Genomic DNA, 11328 nt, shown 5'->3' on the forward strand with positions numbered 1-11328 from the left:
AAAGTCAGTCGAGCGAGATCTTGGCGGCGGCGGCCACGCGCTTGTTCTTGGCCACTTCGCTCTTGATCTGGGCGGCAAAGTGCGCCGGCGTATCGCCTACCGGGGTCGCGCCCAGCTTCTCGAGCTTGGCCTTCACTTCCGGCAGTGCCAGCACCTTGACCGCGGCGGTGTGGAGCCTGGTCTGGATATCCGCCGGCAGGTTGGCCGGCGCGATCAGGCCGAACCAGGCGGCGTCGTTGACTTCGCCCAGGCCCAGTTCGGCGAAGGTCGGCACGTTGGGCAGCGCGGCCACGCGCTTGGGCGCTGCCACGGCGAGCGCACGCAGCTTGCCGCCTTCAATGAACGGCAGCGACGACGGCAGGTTGTCGAACAGCACCTGCACCTGGCCGGCCAGCGCGTCGTTCAGCGCCGGGCCCACGCCCTTGTAGGGCACGTGCAGCAGTTCGGTCTTGCTGCTCATCTTGAACAGTTCCCCCATCATGTGCGAGACGCTGCCGTTGCCCGCCGAGCCATAGGCCAGCTTGTTGGGCTGCGACTGCGCCAGCGCGATGAAGGACTTCATGTCGGTGGCCTTGACCGCCGGGTTGATGCTCATCACGTTGGGCACCGAGGCCAGGTTGGTGATGGTGGTGAAGTCCTTGGTTGCATCGTAGGACAGGCGCGGGTAGACCGCCGGATTGATGCCATGGGTCGAGGCCGTGGCAATGCCCAGCGTGTAGCCGTCCGGCGCCGCCTTGGACAGGAAAGCGGTGCCGATGCTGCCGCCGGCGCCGCCGCGGTTGTCAACCACCACGGCCTGGCCCAGTTGCTGGCCGAGCTTGTCGGCGACGATGCGCGCGACGATGTCGGTGGTGCCGCCGGCGGGGAAGGGCACCACCAGCGTGATCGGCTTGGTCGGATAGCCGGCCTGGGCCATGGCGCTGAAGGAGATGCCGGCAGCGGCGGCGGCCGAAGCGGCGGCCAGGAGGCGGAGAAGATGGCGACGTTGCATGGGGGGATCCAGGGCGAGGGGAGGAATAAAGTGGATTTCACGATTCTGCGCGCCCGAGCAAGCGCGCCGCAAACGAAATAAAATCCTTAGCTCATTCCATTTGGTCGTGAAGTAGAGGTGATTTATGCGACGCTTATGTCCGTCGCTGACCGAGTTGCAGGCCTTTGAGGCCGCGGCACGCCATAACAGTTTTACCGTAGCCGCGCGTGAACTGCATGTCACGCAAGGCGCGGTCAGCAAGCAGGTGCGCAGCCTGGAGGCTTACCTGGGCGTGGAGCTGTTCCAGCGCGTGCGCCAGCGCCTGATGCTGACCACCGCGGGCGAGCGCTACCTGGAGCGCATCGGCCCCAGCCTGAACGAGCTGGAGGCCGCCACCGTCGAGCTGATGGCGCGGCAGGGGCGGGGCGGCGTGCTGCATATCGCCAGCATGCCGACGCTGGGCGCCAAGTGGCTGATTCCGCGCCTGCCGCAGTTCTTCGCGCGCCATCCGGAGGTGAAGCTGGAATTCGTGCCGCACGCGCAGGGCTACGATTTTTCCGAGCCGGACCTGGACGCCGCGATCCGCTTCGGCGACGGCGTCTGGCCCGGCAGCCTGGCCGACTACATGACCGGGCGCGAGGTGCTGCCAGTGTGCCGCCCGGGCCTGCTGGCGTCCGAGCCCGGCGGCGTGGCGCCCACGCCCGCTGCCTTGCTGCGCTATCCGCTGCTGCATCACACCACCGTGCCCGAAGCCTGGCCCGACTGGTTCGCCACGCTGGGCGTGCCGACCCGCGAGGCCTGGAGCGGCGCGCGCTTCGACCAGTTCTCGCTGCTCACGCAGGCCGCGCTGTCGGGTCTGGGCATCGCGCTGATCCCGCGCTGCCTGATCGAGGAAGAGCTGGCCACAGGGGCGCTGGTGGTGGCGCATCCGGCCCAGGTGCTGGCCAAGAAGGGCTATTACCTGTGCTATCCGGAGCAGAAGCAGCACCTGCCGGCGCTGCGCACGTTCCGCGCATGGGTGATGGAAGGGGCCGACCTGGCGCGGCCGGGCTGAGGCCGGAGCACAAAAAAGGGCGGCATCTCGATGCCGCCCCTTGCGCGCTTCAGCAGCCAGCGCTGCCTTACTTCGACAACACCTTCATCGCCTGTTCCAGCCCGGCCAGCGTCACCGGATACATCCGTCCCTTCATCAGCTGGTTGATGACCGTGATCGACTGCCGGTACTGCCACAGCCCTTCCGGCTCGGGGTTGAGCCAGACGAAGTGCGGGAACTGCTCGGTCATCCGGTTCAGCCAGACCGCGCCGGCTTCGGTGTTGTTGTACTCCACCGAGCCGCCCGGCTGCAGGATCTCGTACGGGCTCATGGTGGCGTCGCCGACGAAGATGATCTTGTAGTCGGGCGTGTACTTGTGCAGCAGGTCCCACGTGGCCAGCTTCTCGGCGTGGCGGCGGCGGTTGTTCTTCCACACGTAGTCGTACAGGCAGTTGTGGAAGTAGTAGTACTCCAGGTGCTTGAACTCAGTCTTGGTGGCCGAGAACAGCTCTTCCACGCGCTTGATGTGGTCGTCCATCGAGCCGCCCACGTCCATCAGCATCAGCACCTTGACCTTGTTGTGGCGCTCGGGCCGCAGCTTGATGTCGAGCAGGCCGGCGTTGGCCGCGGTGGAGTGGATGGTGTCGTCCAGGTCCAGCTCGGTGTCGGCGCCTTCGCGCGCGAAGCGGCGCAGCCGGCGCAGCGCCACCTTGATATTGCGCGTGCCCAGTTCGACCTGGTCGTCATAGTCCTTGTAGGCGCGCGTCTCCCACACCTTGATCGCGGTGCGGTTGCCCTTGGACGGGCCGCCGATGCGGATGCCCTCGGGGTTGTAGCCGCCGTGGCCGAACGGCGAGGTGCCGCCGGTGCCGATCCACTTGTTGCCGCCCTCGTGCTTTTCCTTCTGCTCCTCGAGCAGCTGCTTGAGGCGCTCCATCAGCTTGTCGAGGCCGCCCATGGCCTCGATCTTGGCTTTTTCCTCGGGCGAGAGTTCGCGCTCCAGCGTCTTCTGCAGCCAGTCGAGCGGGATGTCGGACTTCCAGTCGACCAGGCTCTCGACGCCCTTGAAGTAGGCGGCGAAGGTCTGGTCGAACTTGTCGAAGTGCTTCTCGTCCTTGACCAGCGTCATGCGCGACAGGTAGTAGAACTCGTCGATGGACGGCGAGATGACCTGCGCCTTGAGCGCTTCCAGCATGGTCAGGTATTCCTTGACCGAGACCGGCAGCTTGGCGTGGCGCAGCGAGAAGAAGAAATCGATCAGCATGATGCCTCGCTATCAGTCGGCGGCCGCTTCAGCGCGGACGGTCGAGCTGGAATTGCAGGTGTTGCCGCACCGCCGGCCATTCGCTGGCGATGATCGAGAACACCACGGTGTCGCGCAACGAGCCGTCCGGCATGCGCTGGTGGTTGCGCAGCACGCCGTCCTGCCTGGCGCCCAGGCGCGCGATGGCGGCGCGGCTCTGCTGGTTCATCCAGTGCGTGCGGAACTCCACGGCGATGCAGTCGAGATGGTCGAAGGCATGGCCCAGCAGCATCAGCTTGCACTCCGTGTTCAGCGGCGTGCGCTGGACGCGGCGCGCATACCAGGTGGAGCCGATCTCCACACGCCGGTGGGCTGCGTCGATATTCATGTAGGTGGTCATGCCCGCCAGCTCGCCGGCGGCATCGCGCACCGCGAACGGCAGCATCGAGCCCTGTTCCTGCAGCGCCAGGCGCCGCGCGATCTCGGCCTCCATGCGCTCGGGCGCGGGCACGCTGGTGTACCAGAGCTTCCACAGCTCGCCGTCGGCGCAGGCGTTGCGCAGGCCCTCGGCATGCTCGGCGCGCAGCGGCTCCAGCGTGACGTGCCGGCCCACCAGCGTGACGGGTTTGACGAACGCAGTCATGGCGGGCAATGCCTCAGCGGTTGGCGCGGTTCATGAACACCAGGCGCTCGAACAGGTGCACGTCCTGCTCGTTCTTCAGCAGCGCGCCATGCAGCGGCGGGATCGCGGCCTTCTTGTCCGGGCTCTTCAGTGCTTCGGGCGGGATGTCCTCGGCCATCAGCAGCTTGAGCCAGTCGATCAGTTCGGACGTGGACGGCTTCTTCTTCAGGCCCGGCAGGTTGCGCATCTCGTAGAACGATTCCAGGGCGGCGGCGACCAGCTCGCGCTTGATGCCGGGGTAGTGCACGTCGACGATCTGCTGCATGGTGTCGGCGTCGGGGAACTTGATGTAGTGGAAGAAGCAGCGGCGCAGGAAGGCGTCGGGCAGCTCCTTCTCGTTGTTCGAGGTGATGATCACCAGCGGGCGGTGCTTCGCCTTGACCAGTTCGCGCGTCTCGTAGACGTAGAACTCCATGCGGTCGAGTTCGCGCAGCAGGTCGTTGGGGAATTCGATGTCGGCCTTGTCGATCTCGTCGATCAGCAGAACCACCTGCTCGTCGGCGTCAAAGGCCTGCCACAGCACGCCCTTGACGATGTAGTTGCGGATGTCGTGGACGCGGTCGTCGCCCAGCTGCGAGTCGCGCAGGCGCGACACCGCGTCGTACTCGTACAGGCCCTGCTGCGCCTTGGTGGTCGACTTGATATGCCACTGCAGCAGCGGCATGCCCAGCGCGGCGGCGACTTCCTCGGCCAGCATGGTCTTGCCGGTGCCGGGCTCGCCCTTGATCAGCAGCGGGCGCTGCAGCGTGCGCGCGGCATTGACGGCCAGCTTGAGGTCGTCGGTGGCGACATACTGGTCGCTGCCCTCGAAACGGGCCTGCTGGGCGATGAAAGCTTGGGCGGAAGCGTTGGCGATGTTTGACATGAGGCAACCTGAGGTGACGGCCTCGGATCGAGGGCCGGGTTGGCGTGCTTGGCGCGGTCTCTTCGCGCTGTCATGCGCGCTTTCATTATGGAAACAGGGTCCGGTGCAGGGCGCCCGCGCGCTGCTGGCGGCAGCATTCGCGAACGGTCGTGCGGATTCCCGGGATCAGCCAGTATAAAAGACCTTTGCGGTTCGTGTTGGGGCGCGCTGACAGGCCACCGGCGGCCCGGGCCGGTTGCTGGACTGGCAGGTGCCGGCTGCGGTACAATGCGGCGGTTTGACGCGCCCCCACGTCCAGTTCTCCCAGCATCCGGCAGTCCGCGTTCAGAAGTCCCAGCGGCCCTTCCGGGTCGCGGCGATTGCGAGAGGTGGTTCCAGAATGGTGTTCCACATCCCGGCAACAGACCGGATGCGACATGTCTGGCGGGTTGCACCTCGGCAATCCCTCCGGCTGCCCTGGTTTTCCCCGCAGCAGCATTCTGAAACCGTCTCCGCCCGGCAGGGCAGGTCACACGGTTTAACTTCCAATCCGCAAAGACAATGAAAAAGCTCCTCACGATGGTGGTGCTGGGCGCGGCTGCAACGGCCGCGCAGGCACAGGAAGTCAAGGGCAATGGAGACGCTGCCAAGGACAAGGTTGCAATGTGCATCGGCTGCCACGGCATTCCGGGCTACCGTGCGTCATTCCCCGAAATCTATGAAGTGCCGCTGCTGGGCGGCCAGAGCGCCAAGTACATCGAGAACGCGCTCAAGGCCTACCAGAAGGGCGAGCGCAAGCACCCGACCATGCGCGGCATCGCCGCGACGCTGACCGAGCAGGACATCGCCAACGTGGCGGCCTACTACTCGCAGCAGAAGGCCGGCACGCAGAACAATTCCCTCAAGTAAGAGACCCCACATGAATACGCTCAAGACGCTTTCGTTCGCGCTCGGCGCACTCGTGCTGGGTGCTGCCGCGATGCCGGCCTCGGCCGCCGACCTTGCCGCCGGCAAGGCGCTGGTGGAAAAGGGTGCCTGCGTGGCCTGCCACGGCGCGGGCATGAACGCCCCGATCTCGCCGGACTACCCCAAGCTGGCGGGCCAGCACGCCGACTACCTGTACCACGCGCTGGCGTCGTACCAGGTGTCGGGCAACCCGCTGGTGGGCCGCTCCAATGCCATCATGGCCGGCCAGGTCAACGCCAATCCGGCCGTGACCGACAAGGACGGCAAGCCGCGCCCGTTCACCCGCAAGGAGCTGAAGGACATGGCCGCCTACATCGAGTCGCTGCCTGGCGACCTGGTGCTGAAGAAGTAAGAACGCGCGGCCGCCGCCGCGCCAGTGCAGAAAAGCCGCTTCCCTGGAAGCGGCTTTTTTGTTGTATGCGCGAGCGCGGGGCCCGGGCCCCGCGGCGCTATCAGTTGCCGCTGCCCGACACCAGCCGGCGCTGGCGCACCGACTCGGCCAGGCCCTCGAGCACCTTGACCGAGTCGTCCCAGCCGATGCAGGCATCGGTCACGGACTGGCCGTAGGTCAGTTCCTCGACCGGCTGGCCCTGGACGTGGTCCTGGCGGCCCGCCACCAGGTGCGATTCCACCATCACGCCGATGATGCGCTGGTCGCCGCCGGCGATCTGGCGGCCGATGTCTTCGCACACCGGGATCTGGTTCTCATGCCGCTTGCTGCTGTTGGCGTGCGAGGCATCGACCATCAGGCGCGAGGCCAGGCCGGCCTTGGCGATCGCGTCGCACGCTTCCTGCACGCTGGCGGCGTCGTAGTTGGGCGTCTTGCCGCCGCGCAGGATCACGTGGCAGTCCTCGTTGCCTGAGGTCGACACGATCGCCGAGTGGCCGCCCTTGGTCACCGACAGGAAATGGTGCGGCTGCGACGCGGCCTTGATCGCATCGACCGCGATCTTGACGTTGCCGTCGGTGCCGTTCTTGAAGCCCACCGGGCACGACAGCCCGGAGGCGAGTTCGCGGTGCACCTGCGACTCGGTGGTGCGGGCGCCGATCGCGCCCCAGCTGACCAGGTCGGCGATGTACTGCGGGCTGATCATGTCGAGGTACTCGGTGCCGGTCGGCACGCCCATCTCGCTGATGTTCAGCAGCAGTTCGCGCGCGGTGCGCAGGCCATCGTTGATCTTGAAGCTGCCATCCATGTGCGGATCGTTGATCAGCCCCTTCCAGCCCACCGTGGTGCGCGGCTTCTCGAAGTACACGCGCATCACCACTTCCAGCTCGCCGGCGAAGCGGTCGCGCTGGACCTTGAGCAGCTTGGCGTAGTCCAGCGCGGCGCGGGTATCGTGGATCGAGCACGGGCCGATGATGACGATTAGGCGGTCATCCATGCCGTGCAGGATGCGGTGCATGGCCTGGCGCGCGCCGTAGATCACGTCCGAAGCCTGTTCGGAGCAGCCGAACTCGCGGATCAGGTGCGCGGGCGGCAGCAGTTCCTTGAGTTCGCGAATGCGCAGGTCGTCGGTGTTCTTCAGCATGATGGCTCCGGGATTCTTGTGAGGTCGTGAGTGGGTGGGGAAACAAACAGGTATAAAAAAACCGCCAGGGTCGCTGGCGGTTTTTTTTGTATTCGGGGCGCTGCTTACAGCCGTCCCTCCCTATCCGCCAGCGGTGTGAGATCGCTAAAAAAGTAAAAGTAAAACTTAGCGGACATGGCGGAAAAAGGCTTTGGCTTGGGTCAGCTTGAATCGATTATCGTCGTGGGCGCCGAATTTATGCTGCACTGCGTAGCAGAAAGGCAGGAAATTGCGCGCCGGCCGGTCAATTTTCAGCGTGCGTCAGTTGCCTGTCGCGCGGCGAAGCATCTTTATAGCGCCTTTTGCCAGGGTTGGCAAGTGTCGGCGAGGCCATGCGGTGTGCTGGCGCACCGATCTCCTGGCGCCTTGCAGTCTTGCCGCGCAAGCCTTGCCCCGCCGCTGCTTTTCGGCTTTCCCCGACATGACCGGGGGCTATATTGGAACCGGGGAGCAGTGAGCACGGGGAGGTGCATCATGAGCGTCGATGAAGCGAGGCTGAATGCCTTCATGGAAAAATTCGTCAACGATATCGGCGCGGTGATGCATGCCGCGACCGTGGTGGTGGGCGATGAACTCGGCCTGTACAAGGCCATGGCGGAAAAAGCAATGACCGCCGAAGTGCTGGCGGCAAAGACCCATACCGACGTGCGCTACCTGCGCGAATGGCTGTCGGCACAGGCGGCCAGCGGCTACGTCGACTATGACCCGGCCACCGGGCAGTTCAGCCTGAACGAAGAGCAGGCCTATGCGCTGGCGCAGGAGGGCAGCCTCGCATTTATCCCGGGCGCGTTCCAGATCGCGGTGGCGCAGTTCCGCGCCATCCCGAAGGTGATCGATATCTTCCGCAACGGCCGCGGGCTGGGCTGGCACGAGCACGATCCCGCGCTGTTCCACGGCACCGAGCGCTTCTTCCGGCCCGGCTACGCGGCGCACCTGGTCTCCGAATGGATTCCCGCGCTGGACGGCATCGAGGCGCGGCTCAAGGCGGGCGCATCGGTGGCGGACGTGGGCTGCGGCCACGGCGCGTCGACCATCATCATGGCGCAGGCGTATCCGGCCTCGCGCTTTGTCGGTTTCGACTACCACGAGCCTTCGGTGCGCCATGCCGCCGAAGCCGCGCGCCGCGCCGGCGTGGCCGAGCGCGTGCGCTTCGAAGTGGCCACCGCCAAGGACTACGACGGCAAGGGCTATGACCTGGTGACGGTGTTCGACTGCCTGCACGACATGGGCGATCCGGTCGGCGCGGCGCGCCACGTGCGCGAGACCCTGCGTGCCGATGGCGCCTGGATGATCGTGGAACCGTTTGCCAACGACACGCTGGAGCAGAACCTGAACCCGCTGGGCCGGGTGTTCTATTCCGCGTCCACCTTCATCTGCACGCCGGCGTCGCGCGCGCAGGAAGTCGGCCTGTGCCTGGGCGCGCAGGCGGGCGAGGCGCGCATGCGCGCAGTGGTTGAGCAGGCCGGCTTCAGCAGTTTCCGCCGCGCGGCGCAGACGCCGTTCAACCTGGTGTATGAAGTGCGGCCGTAAGGTTGGGCGATTCCATGAAAAACGGGACCCCGCAGGGTCCCGTCTTCGTCATCGCCGGACTGGTCAGGCGGTGCCGCCCACCGTCATGTTCTCGATGCGCAGCGTCGGCTGGCCCACGCCCACCGGCACGCTCTGGCCTTCCTTGCCGCACACGCCGACGCCCGAGTCCAGGCGCATGTCGTTGCCGATCATGGTGACATCCTTCAGCGATTCCGGGCCGTTGCCGACCAGCGTCGCGCCCTTGACCGGGTAGGTGATCTTGCCGTCCTCGATCATGTAGGCCTCGCTCGCCGAGAACACGAACTTGCCGTTGGTGATGTCCACCTGGCCGCCGCCGAAGTTGACCGCATACAGGCCGCGCTTGACGCTGGCGATGATCTCCTGCGGATCCCTGTCGCCGTTGAGCATGTAGGTGTTGGTCATGCGCGGCATCGGCAGCGCGGCATAGCTTTCGCGGCGCGCGTTGCCGGTGACCGGCATCTTCATCAGGCGCGCGTTGAGCGTGTCCTGGATATAGCCGCGCAGGATGCCGTCCTCGATCAGCGTGGTGCACTGGGTCGGGTTGCCTTCGTCGTCCAGGTTGAGCGAGCCGCGGCGGTTGGCCAGCGTGCCGTCGTCGACCACGGTCACGCCCTTGGCCGCGACGCGTTCGCCCATGCGGCCGGCAAAGGCCGACGAGCCCTTGCGGTTGAAGTCGCCCTCCAGGCCGTGGCCGACGGCTTCATGCAGCAGCACGCCGGGCCAGCCCGGGCCCAGCACCACGGTCATCGAGCCGGCCGGGGCCGGGCGCGCGTCCAGGTTGACCAGGGCCGAAGAGACGGCCTCGTCCACATACTTCTGCAGCAGCTCGTCGGTGAAGTAGCCATAGGCATAGCGGCCGCCGCCGCCGGAAGAGCCGACCTCGCGGCGCCCGCCGTGTTCGGCGATCACCGTGACCGAGACCCGCACCAGCGGACGCACGTCGGCGGCGATCACGCCGTCGCTGCGCGCCACCAGCACCACGTCGTATTCGCCGGCCAGGCCTGCCATCACCTGCACCACGCGCGGATCCTTGGCGCGCGCCATGCGCTCGACGCGCTCAAGCAGCGCCACCTTCTCGGCCGCGCTCATGGAGTCGAGCGGGTCGTTGGGCGCGTACAGGTTGCGCCCGGCGTGCGTGGCCAGCTCGCCGGCCACCTTGACGCGGCCGTTGCCGGCACGGCCGATGGTGCGCGTGGCCGCCGCGGCCTGCGACAGCGCCGCCAGGCTGATGTCGTCCGAATAGGCGAAGGCGGTGCGGTCGCCCGAGACCGCGCGCACGCCCACACCCTGGTCGATGCTGAAGCTGCCCGACTTGACGATGCCTTCTTCCAGGCTCCAGGCCTCGTTGCGGGTGTACTGGAAGTACAGGTCGGCATAGTCGACCTTGTGCGTGAAGATATCGGCCAGCACGCGCTGGAGCTTGGCCTCGTCCAGGCCGTACGGTGCCAGCAGCAGTTGCTGCGCGGTGGCCAGGTTGCGGATTCCGAGATCGCCGGCGTTCATGAGATGTCCTTTCTTCCTGGGGACGCACCGGCTTGCGGCCGGCGCGGCAAAAAATTCTCTGGGCGGGCGCCAGTGGCGGCCCCCGCGGTTGCGTACATGCTACAGCACCCGGTGTCGCAGTGCCGGCAGGTTCTGCCGGACCTCGGCCAGACGCGCGGGATCAATCACGCCGCCGACCACGCCTTCGCCCTCAGGCAGCGTTGCCAGCACCTCGCCCCACGGATCGACCAGCATCGAATGGCCCCAGGTGCGCCGGCCGTTCTCATGCTTGCCGCCCTGTGCCGCGGCCAGCACATAACATTGGTTTTCAATGGCGCGGGCGCGCAGCAGGATCTCCCAGTGCGCCTGCCCCGTGGTGTAGGTGAAGGCGGCCGGCATCAGAATCAAGCTGGTGCCGTCGCCGGCGGCCAGCCCGCGGTAAAGCTCGGGGAAGCGCAGGTCGTAGCACACCGACATCGCCACCCGGCCGCAGGGCGCGTCGAAGCTGACCGGCGTGCGCCCGGCCAGGATGGTGCGCGACTCGTCGTAGCTCTCAGTGCCGCGGGTGAAGCCGAACAGGTGGATCTTGTCATAGCGCGCCACGCGCTCGCCGCTCGGATTGAAGGCGAGCGAGGTGTTGTACACGCGCGCCGGGTCGTCGCACCACATCGGCAGCGTGCCGCCGACCAGCCAGATGCCGTGGCGGCGTGCCGCATCGGCCAGGAACTGCTGCACCGGGCCGTCGCCGTCGTGCTCGCGCACGGCCACCTTGTCCGCTTCGGAGCGGCCCATCATGCAGAAGTATTCGGGCAGCAGCACCAGTGCCGCGCCGCCGGCTGCGGCCTCGGCGATCAGCGCGTCGGCGCGCGCCAGGTTGGCATCGAGCGAGGTGCCGGTCACGGTCTGGACGGCGGCAACGCGGAACGGGGCGGAGGCGGCAGGTGCAGTCATAGGCGGGGCGGGCGTTGTTTTCCTCAGCGCGGGAG

The 11328-nt window shown here is 66.6% G+C and carries 11 protein-coding genes; 4 read left to right on the plus strand and 7 right to left on the minus strand.

Going from position 1 to position 11328, the window contains the following annotated elements:
• Positions 1-4: 4 nt before the first annotated feature.
• Positions 5-991: a tripartite tricarboxylate transporter substrate binding protein BugE gene (locus AC3WON_RS14090; protein ID WP_492320881.1), complete on the minus strand. Its 987-nt coding sequence runs from the start codon at positions 989-991 to the stop codon at positions 5-7.
• A gap of 124 nt (positions 992-1115) precedes the next feature.
• On the opposite strand from AC3WON_RS14090, the gene AC3WON_RS14095 reads away from it, so the two are divergent.
• A complete protein-coding gene (locus AC3WON_RS14095) occupies positions 1116-2024 on the plus strand; it encodes a LysR substrate-binding domain-containing protein (RefSeq protein ID WP_492320880.1) in 909 nt (302 codons plus the stop codon).
• 67 nt (positions 2025-2091) lie between these two features.
• Here AC3WON_RS14095 and AC3WON_RS14100 read toward each other — a convergent pair whose 3' ends face one another.
• From AC3WON_RS14100 to AC3WON_RS14110, 3 genes are read right to left on the minus strand one after another with little or no spacing between them, the layout of a single operon-like run.
• Positions 2092-3267, minus strand: a complete 1176-nt coding sequence (locus tag AC3WON_RS14100; RefSeq protein WP_010809067.1) for a vWA domain-containing protein — start codon at positions 3265-3267, stop codon at positions 2092-2094.
• 28 nt (positions 3268-3295) lie between these two features.
• Positions 3296-3889, minus strand: coding sequence for a GNAT family N-acetyltransferase (locus tag AC3WON_RS14105; protein ID WP_492320879.1), 594 nt, complete (start codon positions 3887-3889; stop codon positions 3296-3298).
• A gap of 13 nt (positions 3890-3902) precedes the next feature.
• Positions 3903-4793: an AAA family ATPase gene (locus AC3WON_RS14110; protein ID WP_492352052.1), complete on the minus strand. Its 891-nt coding sequence runs from the start codon at positions 4791-4793 to the stop codon at positions 3903-3905.
• Positions 4794-5333: 540 nt separating this feature from the next.
• Here AC3WON_RS14110 and AC3WON_RS14115 point away from each other — a divergent pair.
• Both AC3WON_RS14115 and AC3WON_RS14120 read left to right on the plus strand, forming a co-directional pair.
• A complete protein-coding gene (locus tag AC3WON_RS14115) occupies positions 5334-5681 on the plus strand; it encodes a c-type cytochrome (RefSeq protein WP_010809064.1) in 348 nt (115 codons plus the stop codon).
• Positions 5682-5691: 10 nt separating this feature from the next.
• Positions 5692-6090: a c-type cytochrome gene (locus AC3WON_RS14120; RefSeq protein ID WP_010809063.1), complete on the plus strand. Its 399-nt coding sequence runs from the start codon at positions 5692-5694 to the stop codon at positions 6088-6090.
• Between the two features lie 100 nt (positions 6091-6190).
• Here the strand turns inward: AC3WON_RS14120 and aroG are convergent, their stop codons facing one another.
• Entirely contained in the window at positions 6191-7270 is a 1080-nt protein-coding gene (gene aroG / locus AC3WON_RS14125) for a 3-deoxy-7-phosphoheptulonate synthase AroG (protein WP_492320877.1), read from the minus strand.
• 513 nt (positions 7271-7783) lie between these two features.
• Between aroG and AC3WON_RS14130 the strand changes: the two genes are divergently transcribed.
• On the plus strand, positions 7784-8839 hold the full coding sequence (locus AC3WON_RS14130) for a class I SAM-dependent methyltransferase (RefSeq protein ID WP_492352053.1): 1056 nt from the start codon (positions 7784-7786) through the stop codon (positions 8837-8839).
• A 63-nt stretch (positions 8840-8902) separates the two neighbouring features.
• On the opposite strand, the gene tldD is transcribed toward AC3WON_RS14130, so the two are convergent.
• Complete coding sequence (tldD, locus tag AC3WON_RS14135) at positions 8903-10363, minus strand: metalloprotease TldD (protein WP_010809060.1); 1461 nt, start codon at positions 10361-10363, stop codon at positions 8903-8905.
• Between the two features lie 99 nt (positions 10364-10462).
• The gene (locus AC3WON_RS14140) at positions 10463-11293 is read right to left on the minus strand and encodes a carbon-nitrogen hydrolase family protein (RefSeq protein ID WP_492320875.1); all 831 of its coding nucleotides are present in this window, start codon (positions 11291-11293) and stop codon (positions 10463-10465) included.
• Between the last annotated feature and the right edge of the window lie 35 nt (positions 11294-11328).

This window comes from Cupriavidus sp. FW305-46 (genome assembly GCF_058787075.1).